This window comes from Mycobacterium sp. IDUB_3, assembly GCF_055419585.1.
The window spans coordinates 3711910-3738015 of sequence record NZ_JBVAXZ010000001.1 but is presented as its reverse complement, the minus strand read 5'-3'; the positions used below and the strand labels follow the sequence as shown (position 1 = coordinate 3738015).

The window sequence follows — 26106 nt, the reverse complement described above, 5'->3', positions numbered from 1 at the left end:
ATGCGTGTCATCGCTCTCGAAGAGCATTACGCCACAACGGAATTCCTACAAGGTCCGGGCACCTGGCTGGCGTCGCGGCCCGGGATCGTGGAACCGGCCAGCGACCTCGGCGAAGGCCGCATCGCCGCGATGGACGAGGCCGGGGTGGACCTGGCCGTGCTGTCGCTGGCCGCGCCCGGGGTGGAGCAACTCGAGCCTGAGGAGGCAGTGCGGCTTGCCCGCGACTGCAACGACCAGCTCGCCGCGGCGGTGCAGCGCTACCCGGATCGGTTGGCGGGCTTCGCCACGCTGCCCACCAGCGCGCCCGACCAGGCGGCCGAGGAACTCGAGCGGGCGGTGCGCGGGCTCGGCTTTCCCGGCGCGGTGATCAACGGGCACAGCCGGGGCCGCTACCTGGACGACCCGTTCTTCGAGCCCGTCCTGGCCCGAGCGGCCGAGCTGCGGGCACCGATCTACCTGCATCCGACCATCCCGCCGGCGAGCGTCATCGAATCCAGCTACGCCGGCTTCGCCGAGCCCGTCACGTTCGCGCTGGCCACCGTGGGCTGGGGGTGGCACATCAACACCGCCACCCACGCGCTGCGCATGATCCTGGGCGGCGTGTTCGACCGGCACCCGTCGTTGCAGATGATCATCGGGCACATGGGCGAGGCGACGTCGTTCATGCTGCCGCGATTCGACGCCACCCTGAAACCGGATCTGACCGGTCTGCAGTACCCCGTGAGTTCCTATCTGCGGGAGAACTTTCACTACACGTTCGCCAACTTCAACGACCACGCGACGTACGCGAACCTGGTTGCGCAGGTGGGGATCGAGCGAGTGGCCTTCTCCGCCGATTACCCATTCGGGTCGATGGTCGAGGCCCGCGCCTTCCTCGACGGCTTGCCGCTGTCCGACGACGAGCGGGCCGCGATCAGCCACCGCAACGCCGAAAAACTGTTGGGGCTGTAGCGCTCCCGAGCCCGGTCGGTCACGCGGTGATAAACCCGCGTCATCGGCTCGGTATCGATAGCTGCGCCGGGGCAGCGACTTTCGCCTCTCGTTGCGTAACCTGAGTGCCGCTATTCGAATCGTCTGGGGAGCGGCGGGTGCGGTTTTCGGAGAATGCGCGGCGGAGCCTGGCCGGTGGTTCGCTGCTGCTCGTAGCCCTGGTGGGCGGGTCGGAGTTGGTGTCCGGCTGCAGCTCAATCATCGGGGGCCGGCCGGTGGCCTCCCCCGGAGCGGGACCCACCGAACCTTCTTTCCCCACCCCCAGGTCGTCCACACCGCCGTCGGCCACCGCCGCTCCGGCGCCGGGCCCGTCCGCGGCGCCGAGTAACCCGACGAACCCGGCGGGCGCCATCCCGCTGCCGCCCGACCAGAACGGCTACGTCTTCATCGAGACCAAATCCGGCGTGACGCGCTGCCAGATCAACAAGGAGACCGTCGGCTGCGAGGCACCGTTCACCGACTCCCCGCTGCAGGACGGTGAGCACGCCAACGGCGTCAGCATCAACAGCGGCGGCAAGGTGCAGTGGGTGCTGGGCAACCTGGGGGCCATCCCGACCGTCACCATCGACTACAAGACCTACGCGGCGCAGGGCTGGACGATCATCGCCAACGCCGACGGCACCCGCTTCACGAACGACCAGACCAAGCACGGCATGTTCGTCAGCGTCGAGAAGGTCAACACGTTCTGAGGGCCTGAAACGTCAACCGTCCCAGACCAGGTGGCCGTCGGGACGCCGGCGGGCACCCTGTGCGGGGCGGTGCGGACTGAGCCGGCCGTCGGGCATGAGGTGCCGCACGGGCGCCCCGCGCCCAAGCGCCGCCACGTCGGCGATCAGCCGCCGGTGGCAGCGCCACCAGACGCTTTCGCTGCACATCACCGCCGTGGTGCGCCGGGCCGCATCGGCCAGGACGTCGTCCAGCGCCGCGTCGAATTCCGGTGTCCGGGTGTATGCGGCGTACGCCCGGAAGGCGGCCACCGTCCACCAGCTGTCCGGCTCCGGCTGTCCGGCCGCGATATGCCGCCGCCCGCCGAGGCGGGGCTCCCACCGATAGTCGATGCCGGATTGCGGCAGCCAGCATTCCAGCGCCTCCCGCCGCACGTCCGGATTGGTCCGACTGGACGGGTATCGCCGCACGTCCACCACCAGCGCAACCCCCGCCCCGGCGAGCAACTCCGTCAGCCGCTCGCGGCGGGCCGCCCCGTGCCCCACGGTCAGCAACACCCGCTCCATGAGGACAGCTTGCCCGGCTTGCGACCCGAGAGTGCGAGGTGAATTGATTACCAAGCCGGTTTCAGTAATCTTGCGCATTGAACTCGGGAGGGGTGGCAATGCGAACCGGGTTGATCAGCAGTCGGGCGAGCAGCTGACGAGTCCATGCAACTGCAATACCTGAGCGTCCCGGCCCTGATCGGCGTGGCCGGCGGCAACCCCTGGGCGATCAATGCGAGCCTGCAGGCGGGCAGCCCGTTGCAGATTTCCAACCTGGCCGAGGCGTTTCGGCGCGCCGGCCGATGCACGAAGGAGGCCAACGACGCGTTCGAGCAGGCCCGCACCCGCTTCGAGGCCGCCTGGAACCACCAGAATGGCGATCATCCGATCACCGGCTCCGACGAGGTGCAGCGGGTGACGAACGCCCTTGGGGCGCAATCTTTGCAGATACCCAAGATCGGTGCGGACCTGGAGAACATCGCCGCCACGTTGGCCGAGGCGCAGCAAGCCGCGGCCGGGCAGATCGCGTCGCTGGAAACAAAGCTGCAGAACCTCGACACTCTGATCGGCGAAGCCGACGCGATAGAAGACGACGACGACCTCAGCCAGGCCGACTTCGATGCGCTCGAGGCGTTTATCGCCGAATGCGAAGACGACGCGGTTGCTGATACCAAAGCCGCCCTGACCCAGCTGCAAGCGACACGCGACGGCTACTCGAAGTCGTTTCAGGACGCGATGGGGACCTTGCACGCAGACGGATATGACACTGTCGGGCCCCAGGCGGGGCCCGCCCCGGCGGGACCCGGTCCGGCACCGGCGAACCAACCCGGTGGAGGCCCCAAGTTGACCCCGACGCCCGGGGACGCGGCGATCGCGGGTGCGGGCGCGGTCGCCGGTGGCACCGCCGACGGTGTGCTCCAGGCGACGACCAACTTGATCGCCGAGTCGCCCGGTACGGGTCCGGGAAGGGCTGATCCGGCCTTGCTGAAGTGGCTGGAGGATCCAAAGATCGGTGGCGTCGAACTCACGGGATTCTCCCGTGTCGGCGGGGTGGTTGCCGCGGCCAGCGCGATACCCGCCGTCATGTCCGACGTCCATGACGGCAACTCGGTGCCAGAGGCCGTCACCCGGGAGACTGTGGGTGTCGCCGCCGGGCTGTGGGCCGGCGCGGAGGTCGGCGCGGCGATCGGTTCGGTCGTTCCGGGGGCAGGGACTGCGGTTGGTCTGGTCGTCGGCGCCGGTGCCGGAGCGGTTACCAGTTACTTGGCGTCCAAGGGCGTCGAAGCAGCCTGGCAGCCCGTCTCGGATGCGGTCGGGAGTGCGGTGCACGGCGTGGAATCGATCTTCGGTTTCGGGTAGGGGGCACGTTCGGTGCGATTCGATGAGGTTGTGCAGGAGTCCGGCGTCGCGGTGTCGCCGGTCGATCGGTTTGCCGGGTTTGTGGTGGAGGTGGGCGTGCCGCGGGGCTGGGAACCTTTCGACTCGGCGGTCGGGGCCCGGGTGTGGGTCTGTCGCGACGATCCGTGCATCGACGTGTTCTGCGCTAACGCGGTGTTGACGATGCATCGCGTCGAGGCACCGCTGGACCCCGGCGAGGTTTTCGCGATGCTGGTCGAGCAGCAGTTGCAGTCGGTGCCGAACTGTCGTGAGGTGCACCGCGAACTCGGTGCAGCCACCGAGGGCACCGGGATCGTGGGGCTGCTCGCAATGCAGATCGCGCATGAACTCGGCATCGTCGACAGCGTGTCACGATCGAGGATCATCACGGCCGAACAGGAGACTCTGATTGCGCAACTAACGGTGACCACGCTGCACGATTCGCCCGTGGATCGGACACCTGCCTGGCTGACCGCCCGCCCGGGCCCGGCGGCAAATCCAGCGCCCGCCGGCCGGCACCGCGCCCCGGCAATCGCTACGCGAGACGGTCGCTGATGGCCGGTGGCGGTGCGAAAGACCGTTGGGGGCGGGTGCTGCGCTACTCCTTCGGCGGTTTCCTGTGCCTGGTGGCGGCCATCAACGTGCTGGTCGGATCGGCGTGGTATCTGCCGCTCGGCGTCGCCGCGACCGGCGGCATCGTCCTGGTCGGGGGGCAGCGCCGGATTTTTCGTGCCGCCGTCAGCCGGACGAGCGACGAGATCATCTGCCGCTACGTTCCCTGGTACGAGGGCAACGCGTATATCGCGCTGGTGCTGGTCCCGCTGCTGGGAGTCGCCTCTGTTGCGGCGGGGTATGCGCCCGGCAATCCACCGTGGCTTCGTTTCATCGGCATCATCATCTTGGGTGTGACCCCGCTGACCGGGTACGGCATCGTTCGGATGTGGCGTCGCTGTCTTCTCTGCATTACCCGGTCGGCGTTGACCGTGCGGCTGGTCGAGCGCAAGAGCGAGTTGACCGAGATCCGGCGTGAGCTGGTCGAGTCGATCGAGCCCAAGCTCATCCCGCGGCTGCGGGGCGGGCGCTCGCTGCAAGTCGCAATCGCTTACCGCCCCCTGGATGCCGGCGGTGACACCGCCAAGACCGTGATGCTCGGCCTGCGACTGAGCGTTCCGCCGGTCAACCTCCTCAACGCAATCGTCGCCTGGAGGGACGGCGCCCGCGACGACCCCAGCGAGCTGCTAGATCGGATCGAAGGGATTCTTCGAGGCCGTTCAACGGCCGGCGTGTGACCGAGACGATCAGAGCTTGGAGCCTAGCCCCGCGATCAGATTGATCGTCACCGCCAGGACCACCGCTCCCAGCAGGTAGGACACCAGCGCGTGGCGCAAGACCGTCGCCCTGATCGACGCCAAGCCGATCTCGGTGTCCGACACCTGGTAGGTCATCCCGACGGTGAAGGCGAGATAGGCGAAATCCCGGAAGCGGGGCGGCTCCGGATCGTGAAAGTTGATGCCGCCCGGGTCATCCGAGTAGTAGAGCCGCGCGTAGTGCACCGAGTACAGCGTGTGCACGGCCACCCAGGACGCCGCGACGGTCAGGACGCCGACGACGGCGGCCGCCAAGGCCTCATGGCCCGCGCGTGAACCCGCGGCCACCACGTAGCCGACACCGCCCAGGCTCGCCACGCTCGCCGACAGGATGACCGCGTCGGCGACCCACCGGGTCGGATCCTCCCGCGTTGCCCATCGACACGTCTGCTCGGCGTCCATGCGGAGCAGGCTGAGGTGCGTCCACACCGCATACATTCCGGCGGTGGCGATCCAGCCGGCCAGCGCATAACGCCAACCGACCGTGTTGCCCACCACGACAGCGACGACGACTCCGAGGGCCACGCAGACCGATATCCGGACCGCGGCCGTATCCCGCAACAGCTTCACCAGGGAATCCACGACCTTGACCTAACCACCAACACGTCGCGCCGGGTTGGCATCAGCAGATTGGCAGGTGCGATCAGTACCATCAGTGCCGTGGCATCCAATGGCCCACGCGACGACTTCCACAACCAGCCGACGCAGCACGGCGACTTCGGTGCGAGCGAACAGCCGCCGACCGGCGAGATTCCGCCGGTTGGTTTCCCGCCGAACCCGCCCGAGGGGTTCGAGCAGTCCGGCGACGTCGACCCGTTCGACCAGGAGCCCGAGCCGACCCCGTGGTATCGCAAGCCCGGGATGCTCATCGCCTGGCTGGTCTCCGTCGTCATCCTGATCGCGTTGATCGTGTTCGGCATCATCGAGCTCATTCACGGTCAGACCGTCAGCCACGTCCCGAAGACGACGCCGAGCACGACGACAACCACCACGACGACGACCCCGACGACCACCACGACCACCACGTCCTCGCCCAGCACCAGTGCCGAACAGCCGCCGGCGCAGCAGCCGACGCAGCAACAGCCCACCGGGGGACAGACGCAGCAGCCGACGCATCACCACCATGTGCCGCAGCTGCCGTCGGTGATCACCATTCCCGGCGTGCCGAATCCGGTCACGGTGCCGCCGGGTCTGCGTTAGCGAGTCGGTGGCAAACCCCATCACGGTTCCACCGCGCGGCGCCGGCGAAGCCCTACACTCGCTGCAATCCACGGTCGCTACGGTGAGGATCAGCGTGGGACAGCAACGGGACGACTGACACAGGGGTGTAGCAGATGAGCGAGTCGCTCGGGCTATCGATCGGGGTGGCCAACCTGGTTGCCGCCCGCGCGGGCAGCCCTCCGGTAACCCGCAGCTCCGTGCTGACCCTGTTCGAACACCGGCCCACCGAAGTTGGCCTGCCAGAAGAGAATCCGAACCTGACCGAACCCGGCCTGGTGCTGCGCGGGTTCGTCGAACGCGTCGGCGACCGCGCGCCGTTGGTGGCGGCCGACGGCACCAAGTACGCCGGTGCGGCGCTGACGGTCGAGGCGATCGAGGCCATGGCCCGCGCGGTCGGGTATGGCTCACCGATCACCATCGCGGTGCCCGCATATTGGTCCGACGGCCAGTTCGCGGCGCTGCGCGAGGAGTTTTTCGCCCAGTCCGACCTGGCGCGCGGCGGGGTGGCGCCGATGCTGGTGTCCGACGCCACGGCCGCGCTCGCGGCGCTGCGCGGCACGCCGGGATTCGGGGCCGACGGCGTTATCGCGCTGTGCGACTTCGGCGCCGGCGGCACCACCGTCACATTGATCGACGCCAAGGCCGGCTTTGCGCCCGTCGGGCATGCCACGCGATACACCGAATTCTCCGGCGACGCGATCGATCAGCTCGTCCTGGATCACCTGCTGGCCTCCGAGGTCAGCACCGCCATGCTCGGCGGCACCGCACGGGTCGGGTCGCAGGCCCGCCTGCTCGGCGCCTGCCGGCGCGCCAAGGAGCAGCTGTCGACGGCCACGGTAGGCACCATCGCCGGCGCATCCGGCGATGGTGCCCAGCTGTCCCGCACCGAATTCGAGCAGCTCATCTCCGCACCGCTGGACCGGTTCCTGTCGTCGGTGGACGAGTCGTTGCGGCGCAACGCAATTCCGAACGCCAGGCTGAGCGCCGTGGCGATCGCCGGCGGTGGCGCGAACATCCCCCTGCTCAAGGCGCGGTTGGGGCAGCGCTTCGGGGTGCCGGTGCACCGCACCGCCCAGCCGGCGCTCAGCGCCGCCCTGGGTGCGGCGGTGCTCGGCCCGCATTACGCGTCGGGGGCAGCCCCGACCGCCGCAGCCGCCGCCGTGGAGACACCGACGGAGGTGGTCGGCACCACCGGGCTCGACATGACCCAGGCCGCGTGGGCGGCCCAGGCCACCGACGTGGATGACGCTCTGGCCTGGTCGCAGGACGCGGACAACGCCGAGCCCGTGCCCTACACCGGCCGCGACGCCACCGGCGAGTACGCCGACGAGGCAAGGGAGCTCGACGACGCGACCGGCAGCCGCTACGCCGCCGGCCAGGCGAAACTGCCCTGGTACAAACGCACGGCGCTGGTGTTGAGCGTGGCCGGGGCGGGCGCGGCGGTGCTGGTGGCCCTGATATTGGCGATCAACCTGCTGCTCACCAAGTCCACCCCGGTCAGCCCCACGTCGCCGCCCAGCCAACCGCCGCAGACGGTGACCATCACCGGACCGAACGACAGCACCACCGTCACCGTGATCCCCGCGCCGCCGCCACCGTCCAGCGAGGCGCCGGCCCCCACCACCACGGCGCCCCCGCCGGAGCCGTCGACCACGACCACGACGGCGCCGCCGCCGAGCACGACGACCACCACCGCGGCGCCCACCACGACGTCGCAGGCGACCACCACCGCGGCGCCGACGACCACGCGCGCGCGGCCCCTGCCGCCCATCTTTCAACCGCCGTTCGGGCGCTGACGGGTCGAATTACCCCGGCCAAACGGCTCCGGCAAAGGGTCATTCAACGAAATTTGGTGGCGCTCATCACTCCGACAAACGTCACATCCGGTTAGTGGGTATTAACCAGCAGGCCAGAGGCGCCGGCGAACTCAACTTAGGGCAGCCTTTCTCGCGCTGAAAGCCGCGAAGATGTAACTATGAGCGGGGCTTAGCAGGCAAATAAGCACAGGCCGAATTTCTATGCATTGGGGAGACCTTCCGTGACAACGCAGATGCTCATCAGGCTGATCGTGGGCATGGGCATGACGCTGGTCGTGGCCGCACTCGCCGCACGGCGTGTCCTGTGGCTGTTCAAGCTGATCACGTCCGGCAGGCCGGCGCCCGGGCACACCGACGAACCCGGCAAACGCGTCTGGGCCGAGGTCTCCGAGGTCTTCGGTCAACGCAAGCTGTTGAAGTGGTCCATCCCCGGTCTGGCGCACTTCTTCACCATGTGGGGCTTCTTCATCCTGCTGACGGTCTACATCGAGGCCTACGGTCTGCTGTTCCAGGACAACTTCCACATCCCGATCATCGGGCGCTGGGACGTGCTGGGCTTCCTGCAGGACTTCTTCGCGACCGCAGTCTTCCTCGGCATCGTCACCTTCGCGATCATCCGTTTGATGCGCAGCCCACGCGAGATCGGACGCTCGTCACGGTTCTACGGTTCGCACACCGGCGGCGCCTGGCTGGTGCTGTTCATGATCTTCAACGTCGTCTTCACCTACGTGTTCGTGCGCGGAGCCGCGGTCAACAACGGCACGCTGCCCTACGGCAACGGCGCCTTCCTGTCGCAGCTGTTCGGCACCATCCTGCGACCACTGGGTGAGCCCGCCAACGAGATCATCGAAACGACTGCGCTGCTGCTGCACATCTTGGTCATGCTGGCGTTCCTCATCATCGTGCTGCACTCCAAGCACATGCACATCTTCACGGCGCCGATCAACGTCATCTTCAAGCGGCTGCCCGACGGGCTCGGCCCGCTGCTGCCGCTGGAGTACGACGGCAAGCCGATCGACTTCGAAAACCCGCCCGACGACGCCCAATTCGGTCGCGGCAAGATCGAGGACTTCAGCTGGAAGGGCATGCTGGACTTCGCCACCTGTACCGAGTGCGGGCGCTGCCAGTCGCAGTGCCCGGCGTGGAACACCGGCAAGCCGCTCTCGCCCAAGCTCGTCATCATGGACCTCCGCGACCACTGGATGGCCAAGGCGCCCTACATCCTGGGCGACAAGGAAAGCCCCCTCGAGAGCACGCCGGAGGGCGGGGTCGGCGAGGAGTTGTCCGGCGAGAAGCACGCCGAGGCCCACCACGTTCCGGAGTCCGGCTTCGGCCGCGTCATGGGATCCGGCCCCGAGCAGGCCAACCGGCCGCTGGTCGGCACCGAGGAACAGGGCGGCGTCATCGACCCCGACGTGCTGTGGTCCTGCGTGTCCTGCGGCGCCTGCGTCGAGCAGTGCCCGGTGGACATCGAGCACGTCGATCACATCATCGATATGCGCCGCTACCAGGTGATGATGGAGTCGGAGTTCCCCTCCGAACTGTCGGTGCTGTTCAAGAACCTGGAAACCAAGGGCAACCCGTGGGGCCAGAACGCGTCGGACCGCACCAGCTGGATCGACGAGGTCGACTTCGACGTGCCGGTCTATGGCGAGGACGTCGACAGCTTCGACGGGTTCGAGTACCTGTTCTGGGTGGGTTGCGCCGGCGCATACGACGACAAGGCCAAGAAGACCACCAAAGCCGTCGCGGAACTGCTGGCCATCGCCGGCGTGAAGTACCTGGTGCTCGGCACCGGCGAGTCCTGCAACGGCGACTCCGCGCGCCGCTCGGGCAACGAGTTCCTGTTCCAGCAGCTGGCCGCCCAGGCCGTCGAGACCCTGGACGGGCTGTTCGAGGGCACCGAGACCGTCGACCGCAAGATCGTCGTCACCTGCCCGCACTGCTTCAACACCCTGGGCCGCGAGTACCGCCAGCTCGGCGCGAACTACTCGGTGCTGCACCACACCCAGCTGCTCAACCGGCTGATCCGGGACAACAAGCTGGTGCCGGTCACCCCGGTGTCGCAGGACATCACCTACCACGACCCCTGCTACCTGGGCCGGCACAACAAGGTCTACGAGGCGCCACGCGAGCTGATCGGGGCAGCGGGGGCGACCCTGACCGAGATGCCGCGCCACGCCGAACGCAGCTTCTGCTGCGGCGCCGGCGGCGCGCGGATGTGGATGGAAGAGCACATCGGGAAGCGGATCAACCACGAGCGCGTCGACGAGGCGCTGGCCACCGGGGCCGCCACCATCGCCACCGGCTGCCCGTTCTGCCGGGTGATGGTCACCGACGGTGTCAACGACCGTCAGGAAGAGGCCGGCCGCAGCGGTGTCGAGGTGCTTGACGTCGCGCAGATCCTGCTCGGGTCCCTCGAGTACGACAAGGCCACGCTGCCGGAGAAGGGCACGGCCGCCAAGGAAGCCGAGAAGCGGGCGGCTGAGGCGCCCAAGGCCTCGACCGCCACGGCGACCGCACCCGCCGAGGCGCCGGCCGAGGAGGCACCCGCCAAGGCCGAGGCGGCCCCGAAGTCCGAGGCCGCCGCTGCTGCTCCGGCCAAGGGGCTGGGCATCGCCGGCGGCGCCAAGAAGCCCGGCGCGAAGAAGGCTGCGGCCGAACCGGCCGGCGAGGCCACGGCGCAGGCGGCCGCCCCCGTCAAGGGGCTGGGCATCGCCGGCGGCGCCAAGAAGCCCGGCGCGAAGAAGGCTGCGGCCGAACCGGCCGGGGAGGCCACGGCGCAGGCGGCCGCCAAGGCCGAGGCACCGGCCGAGGCCGGCGGCGAAGCCAAGGCACCCGCCGCGCCGGTGAAGGGTTTGGGTCTGGCCGCCGGCGCGAAGCGACCCGGCGCCAAGAAGGCCGCACCGGCGGCCGAGGCCCCCAAGGCCGAGGCGACCGCGGAGGCGGCCCCCGCCGCCGAGACCGAGGCCAAGGAAGAAGCCAAGGCACCCGCGGCGCCGGTCAAGGGACTGGGCATCGCGGCAGGCGCCAAGCGGCCCGGCGCCAAGAAGGCGGCGCCGAAAGCCGAGGCCCCCAAGGCCGAGGCTGCGCCCGCCGAACCGGCCGAGACGCCCAATGCCGAAGCCGGGCCGGCGCCGAAAGCGGAGCCGGCAAAGCAGACCGACGGCGACGACGCGCCGCCGCAGCCACCGGTCAAAGGCCTGGGCATTGCCCGTGGGGCGCGTCCCCCGGGCAAGCGCTGACCTGCGTCTTTCACGCTTGACAGCAAATTTCAGTGGACAGTGATGGCACCATTAATGGTGTGACCACCCATCACCTGCCCCTGCACACGTCGGCTCATCACCGGCCGCAGCGGAATTTCGCACAGTCGTCGAAGCTCCAGGACGTCCTGTACGAGATCCGCGGGCCCGTGCACGCGCAGGCTGCGCGGCTGGAGGCCGAGGGGCACCGCATCCTCAAGCTCAACATCGGCAACCCCGCGCCGTTCGGCTTCGAGGCGCCCGACGTGATCATGCGGGACATGATCCAGGCCCTGCCGTACGCCCAGGGATATTCCGACTCGCAGGGCATCCTGCCCGCCCGCCGGGCAGTGGTGACTCGTTACGAGCTGGTCGACGGCTTCCCCCGGTTCGACGTCGACGACGTCTATCTAGGCAACGGGGTGTCCGAGCTGATCACCATGACGCTGCAGGCGCTGCTCGACAACGGCGACGAGGTGCTGATCCCGTCGCCGGACTACCCGCTGTGGACGGCGTCGACCTCGCTGGCGGGCGGCACGCCCGTGCATTACCTGTGCGACGAGACCCAGGGCTGGCAGCCGGACATCGCCGACATGGAGTCCAAGATCACCGACCGCACCAAGGCGCTGGTCGTGATCAACCCCAACAACCCGACCGGCGCCGTCTACACCAGCGAAGTCCTCACCCAGATCGTCGATCTCGCGCGCAAGCACGAGCTGCTGCTGCTCGCCGACGAGATCTACGACAAGATCCTTTACGACGACGCCAAGCACATCAACCTGGCCACGCTGGCGCCGGACATGTTGTGCCTGACCTTCAACGGCCTGTCCAAGGCGTACCGGGTGGCGGGCTATCGGGCCGGCTGGCTGGCGATCACCGGGCCCAAGGATCACGCCGGCAGTTTCATCGAGGGCATCAACCTGCTGGCGAACATGCGGCTGTGCCCCAACGTTCCGGCGCAGCACGCGATCCAGGTGGCCCTGGGCGGCCACCAGAGCATCGACGACCTGGTCCTGCCGGGCGGCCGGCTGCTCGAACAGCGCGACGTCGCGTGGACCAAACTCAACGAGATCCCGGGGGTGTCCTGCGTCAAGCCGGACGGTGCCCTGTACGCGTTCCCCCGGCTGGACCCCGAGGTCTACGACATCGAAGACGACGAACAGCTCGTCCTCGACCTGCTGCTGCAGGAGAAGATCCTGGTCACCCAGGGCACCGGCTTCAATTGGCCGGCGCCGGATCACCTGCGCATCGTGACGTTGCCGTGGGCCCGCGACCTGGCGGCCGCGATCGAGCGGTTGGGCAACTTCCTCGTCGGCTATCGACCGTAGGCACCCGCGCGGCCGCCTCTACGGTGGAGCGGGTGACGCACTCCCACTCGCACAGCTTGCCGTCGGGCCCGTCCGCCGTTGATCCGTTGCCCGCAAGGATCGTCGTCGGGTTACTGGTCGCGATCGGCGTGGCGGTGGCCGTCGGCGCCATCGTGCTCTGGCCCAGCCGACAGCACGTCGACATCCCGATGCCGCTGCAGAACGCGGCCGGCGGTGCGGTGAGCACGCAGGCCGGGCACGTGCTGTCCAGCGGGACGGGCGACTGCGGCAGCCCGTCGGTCAGTCAGGTGCTCACCGGCGCGCCGCAGCAGGCCACGCCCGGCGCGGGACGCTGCGTGTTGACCCAGGTCTCGATCGATTCCGGCCCCAACGCCGGGGCCCAGACGCTGCTGGAGTCCTCCCCCGGCCCCGGCCAGCCGAAATTCGCGGTGGGCGACCACATTCGGCTCGTCCGCCAAGTCGACGACCAGGGCGCCACCAGCTACGCGTTCTACGACTTCGAACGTGGCTGGGCGCTAACCGGTTTGGCGATCGCGTTCGCGGTGGTCATCGTGGCGGTGGCACGGTGGCGCGGGCTGCTCGCGCTGGTGGGCATCGTGGTCGCGTTCTTGGTGCTGGTGATGTTCCTGCTGCCGGCGCTGCGCGACGGCGCACCCGCGATTCCGGTGGCGCTGGTGGCGTCGGCGGCCATCCTGTACGCGGTCATCTACCTCGCGCACGGGGTCAACCTGCGGACCAGCGCCGCGCTGCTGGGCACCCTGTCGGCGCTGCTGCTGGCCGCCGGATTGTCCTGGGCGGCAATACAGCTGGCGCAGCTGACCGGGCTGTCGGACGAACAGAACAGCACCGTCAGCGCCTATCTGGGCAATGTGTCGATCGGCGGCCTGCTGCTCGCCGGGTTCATCATCGGGTCGCTGGGTGTGCTCAACGACGTGACGGTGACGCAGGCCTCGACGGTGTTCGAGCTCGCCCACCTCGGCGGCTCGCGGCGGGCGATCTTTCTGGGCGCCATCCGGGTGGGCCGCGATCACATCGCCAGCACGGTCTACACGCTGGTACTGGCTTACGCCGGTAGTTCGCTGCCGTTGCTGTTGCTGTTCAGCGTCGCCAACCGCTCGTTGACCGACGTGTTGACCAGCGAGAGCGTGGCCATCGAGATCGCCCGCTCGGCGGTGGGCGGCATGGCGTTGGCGCTGTCGGTGCCGCTGACGACGGCGATCGCCGCGGTGCTGGCCAAACCTAGTGAAATCGGCTGCGCTCCAACAGATCCAGCAGATAGCCGCCGTAGCCGGACTTGAGCAGGTTGTGTGCGCGCTCGGCCAACTCATCGTCGGTGATCCAGCCCCGCCGCCACGCCACTTCCTCGGGGACGCTGACCTTCAGGCCTTGGCGCCGTTCCAGGGTGCGCACGAAATCGCTGGCGTCCAGCAGCGAGTCGAACGTCCCGGTGTCCAGCCAGGCCGTGCCGCGGGCCATCACCTCGACCGAGAGCCGACCCCGGTTCAGGTAGATCTGGTTGACCTCGGTGATCTCGTACTCGCCGCGCGCCGACTTCTTGAGGCCCTTGGCGATTTCGATCACATCGTTGTCGTAGAAGTACAAACCCGGCACCGCGTAATTGGATTTCGGCGTCTTGGGCTTCTCCTCCAGCGACAGCGCCCTACCGTCGTCGCTGAACTCGACGACACCGTAGTCCGACGGGTTGGCCACCCAGTACGCGAAAACCGCTCCCCCGCTGATGGATTGGAAGCGGCTCAGGCTGGTGCCCAGCCCCGGGCCGTAGAAGATGTTGTCTCCCAACACCAAAGCCACCGGCTCGTTGCCGATGTGGTCGGCGCCAAGCACGAAGGCCTGGGCCAGACCGTCGGGCTTTTCCTGCGTCACGTAGGTGATGTTGACGCCGAACTGCGAGCCGTCGGCCAGCAGCCGCTGGAATCCGGCCGCGTCGTGCGGGGTGGTGATCACCAGGATGTCGCGGATTCCGGCCATCATCAGGGTGGACAGCGGGTAGTAGACCATCGGTTTGTCGTAGACCGGCAGCAGCTGCTTACTGATGCCCGTGGTGATCGGATGCAGGCGGGTGCCCGACCCGCCGGCCAGGATGATTCCGCGCATGGACAGCTCCTAATGCCTTGATGACCCTATTCGACGGCGTCGGACTCGGTGAGCTCGGTGGCCGCCAGCGCCCACGCCAAGCTGTCGTGCCGGAACACCGAGGTGACGTGGTCACGGACAACACGGAATGCCAGCGCGTTGGTGGCCTCCCCCGGCCCGTCGGTGCTGCCCAGTTTTTGTTCGACGACGACGACGCCGTCGTGCACGTACATCTGACCGAGCTGCGTGGCCGCCCGGTGCGACGAGGCCCAGTTGCGCAGCGCCTCGTGGCCCTGCGCGGCGCCGTGCGCGTCGCCGATCTCGATGTCGTCGCTGGATAACGCCGTCAATGTGTCGATGTCGCCGGTGTCGAGGGCGTCGTGCCATGCCAGAACGGTGGCGATCTCCGATGTGGTCATGGTGTGCAAGTTACCGTGCGGGCCCGCGGCTAGAGAGGCGTACGGTCCAACCAGCGCTCCCACACGGCGTCCTCGCCGAACAGCTCGACGCCCGTGTCGGCCAGCGGCCGCCGGCGCAGGATCGCCAGCAGCAGCTCGGTCGCACCGCCGCGCAGCGCGGCGCTGCCCTTGCCGTGCTGGTGTGACCAGGCGATCCGGCCCTCCTCGACGGCGATCGTCCATTCGCCGGCTTCACCCAGGCCGGGATCGGTGGCGTGCAGGTGCAGGGTGTCGCCCTCCTCGAGCGGAAGGGGCGCGCCCTGGTCGCCCGCCTGAATCGCGATCCGCTCCAGCCATTCGGTGATGCCGTCGGCCGCCACGCCCGGTTCCAGGGTGAACTCGCTGCCCAGCGCGATCGCCGCGTCGGCCCGATGCACCGCGACCTCGTGCAACCGGCGCCGGACCCACCAGTTCGCCGGGCGGGGCCCGAGGAACGTCCAGACCGGCGTCTCCACCCCGGTCAGCTCGACGGCGTCGATCAGCCGCTGGGCGCCGCCGTGCAGCCAGGCGATCGCGCCGGCTGGGTCGGGCGGCGGCTTGCCGCCCTCCACCGTGCGGGGGTCGAGGTAGCGGTCGAGTTTGTCGCGCACTATCTGTGCCGCCCAGCGGTCGCCTCGCCCGACGTGGCGGAACAGTTGCCGCAGAGTCCAGCCCGGGCAGGTGGGTACCGGCGTGGCCTCGTCGGCATCCTGAAAAAGCTCCGCGAAGGCCCGGTTCTCGTCGAGGAATGCTCCGGCATAGTCCACCCGGGTCAGGTTACCCGCCGGGACGCTTGACCTCCGCTCCCGTGTGCCTTGCGATGACGATTGCGCGCACTGCAGACTTGTCGTCGACGCCAGGCGCGTCGAGGCACGCCGGCCGCCCTGGTCGCCGAATGCCCTTGTCCCCGAAAGGTGCTCATGCCCGATGACAATGCGAACCTTCCGGTCGCCCGCACGGCGATCCGCGAGTTCTGGGAGCGTGAGGGGTCCGAGTACGACCAGCGCACCGCGCACGGCATCTCCTCGGAGCCCGAACGCCGACGGTGGGCGGACGCCCTGAGCCCGATCCCCCCGGCGTCGCGGGTGCTCGATGTCGCCACGGGTACCGGCTTTGTGGCGCTGTTGCTGACTGAGCTCGGCCACCAGGTGACCGGCGTCGACGCGTCCGAGGCGATGCTGGCGCGTGCGCGCGCCAAGGCCGCCGAGGGCGGGGTGGCCGTCACGTTCGTGGAGGGCGTCACCGAGCAGCTGCCGTTCGCCGACGCAAGTTTCGACGCCGTGACGGCCCGGCATTTCATCTGGACAGTGCTCGAACCGGAGCGGGCCTTCGCGGAATGGCGCAGGGTGCTGGCCCCGGGTGGGCTGTTGATCGCCGACGTTTCGCTGAACCCACATGTGGCGGGACATCACTACGCCGAGGACGTGGCGGCCAGCCTGCCCTTCCGCGAGATCCCCGACCCCGCACCGGTTGTCGACTCGCTGCGGTCAGCCGGATTCGACGACGTTGACGTCCAGGTTTCCGACGACGGCGGCGAGTACCAGCGCGCCGTGCTGTGCGCCCGGGTGGGTAACCCGCTTCGATGATGCCGAATGCTGTTGATTGCGAGCGGTTTTAGGCTTGACGCTAGGGTCGCGGCGCACCCAGGCGGTAGACCCGCCAGCCCGCCTGCTGCCAGCGGGCGACGTCCAGGCAATTGCGGCCGTCCACGATGACGCGGGCGCGCACCCGGTCGGCCAGGTCGTCGGGGTCCATGTCGACGAACTGGCGCCACTCGGTGAGCACCAGCACCGCATCCGCTCGTTCGCAGGCCTCTTCGACCGAGACGGCGTAGTTCAGCGTCGGGAACAGCCGCTGCGCGTTGTCCAGGGCCTTGGGGTCATAAACGTTGACCGCGGCACCGTTGAGCTGCAGCTGGCCCGCGACGTTGAGCGCGGGTGAGTCACGCACATCGTCGGATTCGGGCTTGAACGCCGCACCGAGCACGGCGATGTTGGCGCCAAGCAGCGATCCACCGCAGGCGGCGCTGGCCAGTTCCACCATCCGGGTGCGGCGGCGCATGTTGATGCTGTCCACCTCGCGCAAAAACGTCAGCGCCTGGTCGGCGCCCAGCTCGCCGGCGCGCGCCATAAAGGCGCGGATGTCCTTGGGCAGGCAGCCGCCGCCGAAACCCAAACCGGCATTGAGGAATTGGCGTCCGATCCGGGGGTCGTAGCCGAGCGCGTCGGCCAGCAGGCTGACGTCGGCGCCCGCGGCCTCGCATACCTCGGAAATGGCGTTGATGAATGAAATCTTGGTCGCCAGAAAGGCATTGGCGGACACCTTGGCCAGTTCCGCGGTCTGCAGATCCGTCACCAGGAACGGCACCCCGGCGTCGAGCAGCGGTCCGTACAGCTCGCGCACGGCGGCCTCGGCACGCACCGAATCCTGTTTGACCCCCAGCACGATCCGGTCCGGGTGGAGGGTGTCCTGCACGGCGTAGCCCTCGCGCAGAAACTCTGGGTTCCAGGCGATTTCGACGTCCACGCCAGCCGGCGCCAGCGCGGCCGCTCGTTGGTTCAACTCGGCCGCGGTGCCCACCGGCACGGTCGACTTGCCAACCAGCACAGCCGACGTCGTCAGCCGCGGCACCAGCGCGTCGATGACGGCGTAGACATGGCGCAGATCCGCACCGTACTCGCCCTTCTTCTGCGGTGTGCCCACCCCGAGGAAATGGACGTCGGCAAAGTCGGCCGCCATGTCGTAATCGGTGGTGAACCGCAGCCGACCGGCAGCCAGGTTCTCCCTCAACAGCTTTCGCAGGCCGGGCTCGTAGAAGGGGATGTCGCCCCCGGCGAGCTTGGCGACCTTACCCGGATCGATATCGACCCCGAGCACGTCGTGTCCGAGTTCTGCCATCCCAACCGCATGGGTGGCGCCGAGGTAACCCGTGCCAAACACCGTGCATCGCATACAACCGGTGTAGGTGGTCGCCATGAGCTAATTGCATCGCAGGGTTGAGCGGGAGGCAAACGGAAGATGACAGGTCACCGCGTTGCCGGCCAGTGCGACGGAATTACCTGCTAGTGGCGACCGAAGCCGCCGTGCCCTCCGCCGAAGCCGGGGAAGCCGCCACCGCCATGGCCACCACCGCCGCCGGGGAAGCCGGGGAAGCCGCCACCGCCACCGCCACCGTGCGGCCCTCCGTCACCGCCACCGTGCCCGCCTCCCGGGGGTCCACCGAAGCCCGGCCCACCAAGGCCCGGGATCGGCAGCGGAATGGGCACCGGGATCGGCGCCACCGCCGGCGGAGGCGGCGGCGGAGCCACCGGCGCCGGTGCGGGGGCCTCCGGCACCTGAATCGGGGCGGGAGCCGCGGGCGCCGGAGCGGGTGCCTGCGGAGCGGCCTCGGGAGCCGGCGCCTCGGGAGCCGGGGCGGGCGCCGCCGGAGCGGGTGCCTGCACGGGGGCGGGCGCCGCGGGAGCAGGAGCCGGCCGGGTGGGCGCGACAACGACGTTCTGGTTCGGGCTCGGCCGGACGTTGGCCGTCGGCCGGATGGCGATGGCCAACGACACCACCAGTGCCACGACGCCGATGACGAAGATTCCCGCCACCACGCTTCCCACCAGCCGGAAGGAGCCGCGCTCGTGGTAGTCCGCGCCGACCAGCGCCGTCGCGGCGGTCTGCGAACCGGTGAAGAACTCGTCTGGGTCGTCGGGCACGGCGCTGTACGCGAGTCCGTCCGCGCCGACCTCACCCGGGCTGTCGAAATAGCCCGGCGCCACGGCCAGCGGGTTGATCGCGCCGGTGCCGGGATCCTGCGCGTAGGCCAGGGCCGCGGTGGACGACGAGAACAGCGGTGCGTGTGCCGACGCCAGGGCCGCGCCGCGGGCCAGGGCCGTGTCCGGTTCCTCGGGCGCGGTCAGCGGCAGGGTGGTCGCCGCCTCGAGGGCGGGCTTGATCAGTGGGATGTCGACGCCGGAGCCGACGACGAACACGGCGTCCGGGCGCGTCTGCAGGTTCTCGGCGTTGGACACCATCGCGGCCAGCTGGGCGACCGCCGCCTCGTCATCGTCGGGCAGGGCCTGCCGCTGAACGTCGGCAATGGATCCGTCCGCGCTGTCGACCACCGCCAGCGTCGCGGTGTCGGGCTCGATGTAGAGCAGCGCGGTCTGCGCGTAGTTGGTCTGGTGGCCGACCGCCTGGGCCAGCGCCGCCGCGGCCAGGAAGGCCGAGACGAGCATCACATTTTCGACTTTGTGGGCGGCCAGCTTGTCCCGCAGTGCGGCAGCCTCGAGGGGGTCGGTGAACGTGACCCCGGTCGACGCTAGTTGGTAGCCGCCCTCTGCTGCGCCCTGACGCGTCCCCAAGATGGCCGAAACTACCTGGTCCGAGGCGGTTACCGTTGCTGCATCAGCGGCCGCGGCGACGTCGAAATTGTCCTCATCGACGGTCGCGCCGTCGCCGTTTTCCCCCTCGACCAGCACCATCCGGACTGCCGTCGGGGCCATCGACACACCAAGTACGGTGTCCAAAGCTCCTCCAATAGTCGGTTGCTAGCCAATCACGGCGGGGGCGGGCTCGTCACACGAAGTGGTGGCACGAGACATCGCTGAGTCCCCACCGGTATTCCCCTAACGACCCGATTTTACGCTCGTTCGGCGCTCGGGTGGTGGCCCGGGACGGGCCTGCGACCGGGCTACGGGGACGGAATTTGTGGGCCCAGGTGGCGGTGCAGCCAGTCATCCCAGTGTTGATGGTCGCCGGAATGCGGCGAGGGCTGCGGCGACGGCGGCGGGGCGGCAGGCGCTTCCGACGCCGGGGCCTGCGGCGGGGCCGCCGGCGCCTCCGACGCCGGGGGCGGGCCCGGCGCGGGATTCTGCGGGGCGACGACGTTGGTGCTGACGTCGGGCTGCTGGTCTGGGTGCGGGCCGATGCCGAACGTCAGTGCCAGCGCCAATGCCACGATGCCGCCGACGAAGACCGCGGTCACCGCGGCGATCGTCACGATCGACTTGCGGCTGCGCCGCTGCCGCACGTCGGCAGCCGGGTGGGCGTCGGAGGCTGGGTCGTCCAGGGCGCTGTAGGCGAGGTCGATCGCAGCGGCCGACGAAGTCTGTGCGGGCGGCATCGAGACAGTGCGGGGCGCCCCCAACGTCGCGTTCGCCGCGGCTAACGAAGCGCCCCGCGCCAGCGCCATCTCGGGTTCCTCGGGCGTGGTCACCGACAGCGCGGTCGCGGCCTCGAGCGTCGGCTTGATCGACGGGATGTCCACCTCCGAGCCCACCAGAAACACCCCGTCGGGCCGCGCGCTCATCGACTCGGCGCCCGACACCATCGACGTCAGCTTCGCCAGTGCGGCGTCGTCGCTCCCGGGCAGCGGGTGCCGGCGTACGTCGGTGACAGTCCCGTTCGAGGTGTCGACGACCGCCAGGGTTGCGCTGCCCGGCTCGACGAGCAGCAACGCGGTGCGCGCCCAGTTGGTGGCGCTGCCCATGGCCTGCGCCAGCGCCGCGGCGGCCATGACCGCCGAGACCAGCATCACGTTCTCGATCTTGCGGGCCGCCAACGCGTCTCGCAGCGCCGCCGCCTTGACGGGGTCGGTCCAGCTCACTCCGCTGGATCGGAGCCGATAGCCGCCCTGGGCTGCGCTGTCGCGGGTGCCGAGGATGGCTGCGACCACGTGATTCGCTGCGGCGGTGGGGGTTTCGTCGCCGGCGACGTCGAAACCGTCCTGATCGACAGTCACCCCGCCGGCCGCCTCACCTTCGATAAGCACCATGCGGACCGTCGCAGGTGCCATAGACACGCCGAGTACGACGTCCATCGCTCCTCCAAATTGTCCAATTGGTTGCTGCGCCATGCCAGGACAGCTGCGGAGCCACCACCTCGGGGGCTCGCGATTCGAGAGTCAGCCGGACGTACGAAGAGTTCTGGCCTCGGCGACATCCCCAATCCGCCAGACTAGCGCGCCCGGTCAGACAGGCGTGTGAGGCGCGACACGCTACCGGTGGCCGTGTCCACCGCCGAAGCCGTGCCCGCCGAACCCATGGCCGCCGCCAAAACCATGGCCCCCACCGAAGCCGTGGCCGCCGCCAAAACCATGGCCCCCGCCAAACGGCCCGTGTCCGCCACCGAATGGACCGCGGCCACCTAAGGGCCCGTGGCCGCCTAAGGGCCCGTGGCCACCGCCCAGCCCGGGCACCGGCAGCCGGGGCGGCGGAACGAACACGGGCGGCGGCAGGACCGGTAGGGCCGGGGCGGCCGGAGGCGGCGGCGCGACGGGGCGCGGCGCGGCCAGCGGCTGCGGCGGCGCGATCTTTGGCTGAGCCTGCACCGTCGGCCCGGGACTCGGCGGGGCCGGCGTGGGAGCCGGGGCGACGATGTTTTCGTTGGGACTGGGCCGCAACGCCACGGTCGGGCGAATGCTGATGGCAAGCGCGATTTCCAGCGCCACCACCGCGGCGATGAAGATCACCGCCAGCGAGCTGCTGACCAGCAGGAAAGACTTGCGCCGACGCGCGCGTTCGTCGAGACCGATGAGGGTTTTGGCGTCGGCGTCATCGTCCGCCACGGCGCTGTAGGCGACGTTGGTCTTGCCCTTGTCGGCATCAGCGGCCAGGGCCGCGATGTGGCTGCGGTATTCGGGCTGATAAGCGGGCACCAGCCCGGGATGCTGTCCGGCCAGGACGAGCGGGTCGACCTCGCCGGTGCCCGGATCCAGCGCGTAGGCCAGCGCGGCCGTCGACGACGCGAACAGCGGCGCATTCGCCGACGCCAGCGCGGCCCCTCGCGCCAGGGCCATCTCCGGCTCGTCGGGCACGGACAACTCGAGCGAGGTCGCGGCGGCCAACACCGGCTTGATCAGCGGGATGTCGACGCCGGAACCGACCAGAACCAGTCCTTCGGGGTGCGTTTCGAGCGCCTCGGCACCGGAGGCCATGTCGACGAGTTCGGCCACCGCTTGGTCCTCGTCGTCCGGAAGGACTTTGCGGCGCACCTCCGAGACCGAGCCGTCAGCGGTGTCGACGACGGCCAAGGTTGCGCTGTAGGGCTCGACGAAGAGCAGCGCGGTGCGTGCGTACTTGGTGGCGTCGCCGACGGCCTGCGTCAGCGCGGCCGCGGCCATGAAGGCCGAGACAAGCATGACGTTTTCGACCTTGTGGGAAATCAGGGCATCGCGCAGCATCGCCGCTTCGACGTGATCGGTCCACGTCACACCCGTCGACAGCAGTTGGTAGCCGCCATCGGTGGCGCCTTCCCGGGTGCCGAGGATCGCCGAGATCACTTCATGGGGGGCGCCGCCGGGCCTGGCGGTGCGCTGGGTGTCGACGTCAAAGTCGTCCTCGTCGACGGTGACCCCGTCGGCACTCTCGCCTTCGACCAGCACCATGCGCACTTTCGTCGGCGTCATCGAGACGCCAAGCACGATGCCCACCACCGCTTACGTTCCCCCTGCCCAATTTGCTGCGTTGCTCGACGCCCCCGTCGGCAACGCCACTATTTATCGATCACCAGGAATTTCCTGCCACAGCAGAGGAAGGGCCGCGTGCCCGCTTATGTTGCTGGGCTGATGAAATTCTGGCGGGTGAGGCGGCGTCTTCTGGCCAGCCTCAATACCCCGACCCTACCCGTGTGATTTCGCAGGGAGTGAGCGTGAATTGCTGTGGGTTGTGGCAAACCGGTTTAGTGGTGCCCGCCGCCGAAACCGCCCCCGCCGCCGCTGTGACCGCCGCCGAAGCCGCCGAGACCACCGCCGCCGCCGGGAGCTGGCGCGTGACCGCCGCCGAAACCGCCGCCACCGCCACTAGGAGCCGGGGCGTGACCGCCACCGAAGCCGCCGAGACCACCGCCGCCGGGGCCGCCCGCGGGGGGTGTGGGAACGTGGCCGCCGCCCAGGCCGCCCGGCCCGCCCGAACCCGGCGTCGGGACGTGCCCGCCGGGACCACCGGATCCCGGCGTGGGGACGTGGCCGCCACCCGAGCCACCCGTGCCGCCCGACCCAGGCGTCGGAACGTGACCGCCGGGACCACCGGATCCCGGCGTGGGGACGTGGCCGCCACCCGAGCCACCCGTGCCGCCCGACCCAGGCGTGGGAACGTGTCCACCCGGACTACCCGAACCCGGCGTCGGAATGTGCCCGCCGGGACCGCCCGGGCCGTTCTCACCGGGCGTTGGAGAGTGGCCGCCGCCGTAGTTACCGGGGCCACTCGGCTTGGGCTGGGTGCCTTCGCCGGGGGGCGTCTGGTGCGGCGGTGACTGCGGCACGGTGACCTGCGGGGGCTGGGGCAGGTGCACCGGAGGTTGCGGCTGCACCGGTTGCGGGATGGAGAGATGCGGCGGGACCGCCAGCATCGGGGGGTCCACCGGGTCGGGAACCGGAATACGCACGGGCACCGGAACCGGTACCGGGGGAACCACGACGGGCACCGGAACAATCGGCGCGGCGGGCAGCGGCGGAGGCGCAGCCGGCGGCGCCGGAACCGCGGGCAGCGGCGCAGCGACCGGCGGGCTCAGCGGCTGGGGTGCGGACGCGGGGGCGGGCAGGCTGATCTTCGACAGCGGTTCGGACGCCTGCACCGGCGCCGGCGCCGGGGCCTGTTCGGGGACGATGAGGTGCTGGCCCGGGGTGGGCTGCAAGGCAACGGTTCCCGTGGTGCGGATGCCGATCGCCAACGCGATCTCGAGCGCCAGCACCGCGCTGATGCCGACCACCGCCAGCCCGCTGCCGACCAGCAGGACCGGGTGCCGCTTGGGCTGGCTCTCTTCGGGGAGGAACAGCTTCTCGATGACGACGGTCGGTGATTCGGCGTCGTCGTCACCCACCGCGCTGTAGGCGAGTTCGTCGTCGACGGGTTCCTGCCCGAACGGGACATAGAGGTATTCGGGAAGGGAGTACTGATCGACCGCGCCGGTGCCCGGGTCTTGCGCATAGGCCAGCGCAGCGGTCGACGAGGCAAACAGCGGCGCATTCGCCGACGCCAGTGCAGCCCCGCGGGCCAGCGCCGTCTCCGGCTCCTCGGCCACACTCACGTCGAGGACCGTTGTCGCCTGCAACACCGACTTCAGCGGAGCGACGTCGATGCCCGAGCCGACCAACAACAGGCCGCCCGGCACGAGTTCCAGCTTCTCCATCCCGGCGACCATCGCGCTGAGCTGCTCGGCGGCATCGCCGTAGGACTCGGCGTGAATCTGTTGTTTGTAGACGTCCGGGATGGAACCGTCGGAGGTCTCGACGACCGCCAGCGTCGCGGTGTCGGGCTCGACCAGCAGCACCGCGGTGCGCTCGTAACCCATTGCCCCGCCGACATTTTGCGCCAGCGCCGCCGCGGCCAAGAAGGCCGAGACCAGCATCACGTTGTCGATCCGGTGGGCGGTCAGCGCGTCGCGCAGCGCCGCGGCTTCGAGCTGATCCGTCCACGTCACGCCGATCGATGACAGCTCGAGACCCGCGTCGGCGGCGCCCTCGCGGGTGCCCAGGATGGCCGAGATCACCTGGTCGGGCCCGGTCGCGGTGGCCGCGTCGTCGACGTCGGCGACGTCGAACGTGTCCTCTTCAACCGTGGCGCCGTCGGCGTATTCGCCTTCCAGGACGACCATTTGGATCGATGACGGTGCCATCGACACCCCGAGCACGATATCCAATACAAACCCCTCCAAAGGTATTGCACGATGAACCATGGCCAGGCGGAGGAAAAACCACGGCTAACTAAGTATCGCGCACAAGGGGAGCGTCAGAGCCCCTCAGAACCTATGTAGTCCGTATGAAGTTCTGATAGGAGCGCGACGGGGTCGGTCCTCGCTGGCCCTGATACTTCGAACCTACTTGCGTACTGCCGTAAGGGTGTTCGGCGGGACTGGTCAGCCGCAGAATGCACAGCTGACCGATCTTCATGCCCGGCCACAGGGTGATCGGCAGGTTGGCGACGTTGGACAGCTCCAGCGTGATGTGACCGCTGAAGCCGGGATCGATGAACCCGGCGGTGGAGTGCGTCAGCAGGCCGAGCCGGCCCAGCGACGACTTGCCCTCCAGGCGCCCGGCGAGGTCGTCGGGCAGGGTGATGAGTTCCAGCGTCGAACCGAGCACGAACTCGCCGGGATGCAGCACGAACGGCTCGCCGGCATCCGGTTCGACCAGGGTGGTCAGCTCGTCCTGTTGCTTGGCCGGGTCGATGTGGGTGTAACGGGTGTTGTTGAACACCCTGAACATGCAGTCAAGCCGCACGTCGATGCTGGACGGCTGCACCAAGCCGGCTTCGAAGGGCTCGATGCCCAGCCGCCCGGCGGTGATTTCGGACCTCAGGTCGCGATCGGAGAGCAGCACGCGACGAGCCTAGCTGGCTGCTCTACATGTTCAGCGGAGGTAGACCTCGCTGCCGCTGGGATAGCCGCCCCCGGTGGTCGTGACGTGCACGTGGTCGTAATGGCCCAGCCGGCTCGCCTGGGCTCCGTTGGGCGTGTAGTAGACGCCCCGCCAGATCGCGTCCTGGATGCCGAACCGGTTGGCGTTCTGCAGCACGTACGCGACGATCGCATTGCCCAGCGCGATGCCCTCGTCGGACTCCGGGTCGGGAATCATCACGTCGACCGCGAGACCGAGCGGGTGCCACGGCAACGGATCCGGGCGCACTCCCCCCATCTCGTGGATCTGCGGGAAGTCGGCGGTGATGCTGCGCGCGACCAGGACCGTCCGGATCTGCATGCCCCGTTCCGGGGCGACGTCGGCGGTCAGGAATCGGGCCCGGGTGTGATACCGCGACGCCGCGGCGGGCTCGACGTCAGGGGATCCCTTAATGAGCCGGTGCGACGCCGCGGTCACGATTTGAACGCAGCACGGAGCGATGTCGCTGATAACGGGTTTGGCTTCGGTGCGGGGCGCAGCAGGGTGGACGTCGGCGGACGCCGCGAAGAACACCGCCGCGGGGGCGAGTACCGCTGCCAGGGCCGCCGACGGTTTACGTCGCTTCCTGGCTAATTCGTGTCGACCCACCCGGTGCACATTACGGTGCAATAACGAAATAATAAACATGAGTATGTCAATTT

Annotated in this window: 23 protein-coding genes; 11 read left to right on the top strand and 12 right to left on the bottom strand. The window is 69.1% G+C overall.

The features are described 5' to 3' along the window. Together ACZYVJ_RS17275 and ACZYVJ_RS17270 are read left to right on the top strand one after the other, a co-directional pair. Positions 1–951 carry an amidohydrolase family protein gene (locus ACZYVJ_RS17275; protein ID WP_463832135.1) on the top strand — a complete coding sequence of 317 codons (951 nt, stop codon included), beginning with the start codon at positions 1–3 and terminating at the stop codon, positions 949–951. A 137-nt stretch (positions 952–1088) separates the two neighbouring features. Continuing rightward, entirely contained in the window at positions 1089–1679 is a 591-nt protein-coding gene (locus ACZYVJ_RS17270) for a hypothetical protein (RefSeq protein ID WP_463832134.1), read from the top strand. Between the two features lie 12 nt (positions 1680–1691). Here the strand turns inward: ACZYVJ_RS17270 and ACZYVJ_RS17265 are convergent, their stop codons facing one another. Then, the gene (locus ACZYVJ_RS17265; RefSeq protein WP_463833038.1) at positions 1692–2213 is read right to left on the bottom strand and encodes a DUF488 domain-containing protein; all 522 of its coding nucleotides are present in this window, start codon (positions 2211–2213) and stop codon (positions 1692–1694) included. 153 nt (positions 2214–2366) lie between these two features. Here ACZYVJ_RS17265 and ACZYVJ_RS17260 point away from each other — a divergent pair, with 153 nt between their 5' ends. The 3 genes from ACZYVJ_RS17260 to ACZYVJ_RS17250 are packed head-to-tail and all read left to right on the top strand — an operon-like array spanning position 2367 to position 4867. Next, on the top strand, positions 2367–3560 hold the full coding sequence (locus tag ACZYVJ_RS17260) for a putative alpha/beta hydrolase (protein ID WP_463832133.1): 1194 nt from the start codon (positions 2367–2369) through the stop codon (positions 3558–3560). A gap of 12 nt (positions 3561–3572) precedes the next feature. Next, entirely contained in the window at positions 3573–4133 is a 561-nt protein-coding gene (locus ACZYVJ_RS17255) for a hypothetical protein (RefSeq protein WP_463832132.1), read from the top strand. Next, positions 4133–4867 carry a hypothetical protein gene (locus ACZYVJ_RS17250; protein ID WP_463832131.1) on the top strand — a complete coding sequence of 245 codons (735 nt, stop codon included), beginning with the start codon at positions 4133–4135 and terminating at the stop codon, positions 4865–4867. The genes ACZYVJ_RS17255 and ACZYVJ_RS17250 overlap by 1 nt, the downstream gene beginning before the upstream one ends. A gap of 9 nt (positions 4868–4876) precedes the next feature. Here the strand turns inward: ACZYVJ_RS17250 and ACZYVJ_RS17245 are convergent, their stop codons facing one another. Continuing rightward, positions 4877–5527: a DUF1345 domain-containing protein gene (locus tag ACZYVJ_RS17245; protein ID WP_463832130.1), complete on the bottom strand. Its 651-nt coding sequence runs from the start codon at positions 5525–5527 to the stop codon at positions 4877–4879. 78 nt (positions 5528–5605) lie between these two features. Here ACZYVJ_RS17245 and ACZYVJ_RS17240 point away from each other — a divergent pair, with 78 nt between their 5' ends. From ACZYVJ_RS17240 to ACZYVJ_RS17220, 5 genes are all read left to right on the top strand, one after another. Continuing rightward, positions 5606–6145, top strand: a complete 540-nt coding sequence (locus tag ACZYVJ_RS17240; RefSeq protein ID WP_463832129.1) for a hypothetical protein — start codon at positions 5606–5608, stop codon at positions 6143–6145. A 134-nt stretch (positions 6146–6279) separates the two neighbouring features. Next, entirely contained in the window at positions 6280–7962 is a 1683-nt protein-coding gene (locus ACZYVJ_RS17235; protein ID WP_463832128.1) for an Hsp70 family protein, read from the top strand. Between the two features lie 242 nt (positions 7963–8204). Continuing rightward, positions 8205–11228, top strand: a complete 3024-nt coding sequence (locus ACZYVJ_RS17230; protein ID WP_463832127.1) for a (Fe-S)-binding protein — start codon at positions 8205–8207, stop codon at positions 11226–11228. A gap of 32 nt (positions 11229–11260) precedes the next feature. Continuing rightward, entirely contained in the window at positions 11261–12553 is a 1293-nt protein-coding gene (locus ACZYVJ_RS17225; RefSeq protein ID WP_463832126.1) for a pyridoxal phosphate-dependent aminotransferase, read from the top strand. 32 nt (positions 12554–12585) lie between these two features. Next, on the top strand, positions 12586–13851 hold the full coding sequence (locus ACZYVJ_RS17220) for a YibE/F family protein (RefSeq protein ID WP_463832125.1): 1266 nt from the start codon (positions 12586–12588) through the stop codon (positions 13849–13851). On the opposite strand, the gene rfbA is transcribed toward ACZYVJ_RS17220, so the two are convergent. The 3 genes from rfbA to ACZYVJ_RS17205 are packed head-to-tail and all read right to left on the bottom strand — an operon-like array spanning position 13793 to position 15851. After that, on the bottom strand, positions 13793–14668 hold the full coding sequence (rfbA, locus tag ACZYVJ_RS17215; RefSeq protein ID WP_463832124.1) for a glucose-1-phosphate thymidylyltransferase RfbA: 876 nt from the start codon (positions 14666–14668) through the stop codon (positions 13793–13795). The two genes, ACZYVJ_RS17220 and rfbA, sit on opposite strands and share 59 nt — an antisense overlap. A gap of 26 nt (positions 14669–14694) precedes the next feature. Next, positions 14695–15066 (bottom strand): nuclear transport factor 2 family protein, encoded by a 372-nt coding sequence (locus ACZYVJ_RS17210; protein ID WP_463832123.1) that lies wholly within the window; start codon positions 15064–15066, stop codon positions 14695–14697. A 29-nt stretch (positions 15067–15095) separates the two neighbouring features. Further along, positions 15096–15851 (bottom strand): maleylpyruvate isomerase family mycothiol-dependent enzyme, encoded by a 756-nt coding sequence (locus ACZYVJ_RS17205; protein WP_463832122.1) that lies wholly within the window; start codon positions 15849–15851, stop codon positions 15096–15098. Between the two features lie 153 nt (positions 15852–16004). Here ACZYVJ_RS17205 and ACZYVJ_RS17200 point away from each other — a divergent pair, with 153 nt between their 5' ends. Then, complete coding sequence (locus tag ACZYVJ_RS17200; protein WP_463832121.1) at positions 16005–16670, top strand: class I SAM-dependent methyltransferase; 666 nt, start codon at positions 16005–16007, stop codon at positions 16668–16670. Positions 16671–16710: 40 nt separating this feature from the next. Here the strand turns inward: ACZYVJ_RS17200 and ACZYVJ_RS17195 are convergent, their stop codons facing one another. The 7 genes from ACZYVJ_RS17195 to ACZYVJ_RS17165 form a co-directional block, all read right to left on the bottom strand. Next, complete coding sequence (locus ACZYVJ_RS17195; RefSeq protein ID WP_463833037.1) at positions 16711–18036, bottom strand: UDP-glucose dehydrogenase family protein; 1326 nt, start codon at positions 18034–18036, stop codon at positions 16711–16713. Between the two features lie 110 nt (positions 18037–18146). Beyond that, positions 18147–19598: a DUF7159 family protein gene (locus ACZYVJ_RS17190; RefSeq protein WP_463832120.1), complete on the bottom strand. Its 1452-nt coding sequence runs from the start codon at positions 19596–19598 to the stop codon at positions 18147–18149. A 164-nt stretch (positions 19599–19762) separates the two neighbouring features. Then, positions 19763–20890 (bottom strand): DUF7159 family protein, encoded by a 1128-nt coding sequence (locus ACZYVJ_RS17185; protein ID WP_463832119.1) that lies wholly within the window; start codon positions 20888–20890, stop codon positions 19763–19765. Between the two features lie 177 nt (positions 20891–21067). Continuing rightward, positions 21068–22504: a DUF7159 family protein gene (locus ACZYVJ_RS17180; RefSeq protein WP_463832118.1), complete on the bottom strand. Its 1437-nt coding sequence runs from the start codon at positions 22502–22504 to the stop codon at positions 21068–21070. A gap of 245 nt (positions 22505–22749) precedes the next feature. Then, on the bottom strand, positions 22750–24684 hold the full coding sequence (locus ACZYVJ_RS17175) for a DUF7159 family protein (protein ID WP_463833036.1): 1935 nt from the start codon (positions 24682–24684) through the stop codon (positions 22750–22752). Positions 24685–24814: 130 nt separating this feature from the next. Continuing rightward, entirely contained in the window at positions 24815–25387 is a 573-nt protein-coding gene (gene dcd, locus ACZYVJ_RS17170; RefSeq protein ID WP_007768717.1) for a dCTP deaminase, read from the bottom strand. 30 nt (positions 25388–25417) lie between these two features. Continuing rightward, on the bottom strand, positions 25418–26053 hold the full coding sequence (locus tag ACZYVJ_RS17165) for a hypothetical protein (protein WP_463832117.1): 636 nt from the start codon (positions 26051–26053) through the stop codon (positions 25418–25420). Between the last annotated feature and the right edge of the window lie 53 nt (positions 26054–26106).

Coding starts and splice junctions, on each gene's coding strand:
- ACZYVJ_RS17275 (WP_463832135.1), top strand. CDS start 1: ATGCGTGTCATCGCTCTCGAAGAGCATTACGCCACAACGGAATTCCTA.
- ACZYVJ_RS17260 (WP_463832133.1), top strand. CDS start 2,367: ATGCAACTGCAATACCTGAGCGTCCCGGCCCTGATCGGCGTGGCCGGC.
- ACZYVJ_RS17250 (WP_463832131.1), top strand. CDS start 4,133: ATGGCCGGTGGCGGTGCGAAAGACCGTTGGGGGCGGGTGCTGCGCTAC.
- ACZYVJ_RS17235 (WP_463832128.1), top strand. CDS start 6,280: ATGAGCGAGTCGCTCGGGCTATCGATCGGGGTGGCCAACCTGGTTGCC.
- rfbA (WP_463832124.1), bottom strand. CDS start 14,668: ATGCGCGGAATCATCCTGGCCGGCGGGTCGGGCACCCGCCTGCATCCG.
- ACZYVJ_RS17210 (WP_463832123.1), bottom strand. CDS start 15,066: ATGACCACATCGGAGATCGCCACCGTTCTGGCATGGCACGACGCCCTC.
- ACZYVJ_RS17200 (WP_463832121.1), top strand. CDS start 16,005: ATGCCCGATGACAATGCGAACCTTCCGGTCGCCCGCACGGCGATCCGC.
- ACZYVJ_RS17195 (WP_463833037.1), bottom strand. CDS start 18,036: ATGCGATGCACGGTGTTTGGCACGGGTTACCTCGGCGCCACCCATGCG.
- ACZYVJ_RS17185 (WP_463832119.1), bottom strand. CDS start 20,890: ATGGACGTCGTACTCGGCGTGTCTATGGCACCTGCGACGGTCCGCATG.
- ACZYVJ_RS17175 (WP_463833036.1), bottom strand. CDS start 24,684: ATGGCACCGTCATCGATCCAAATGGTCGTCCTGGAAGGCGAATACGCC.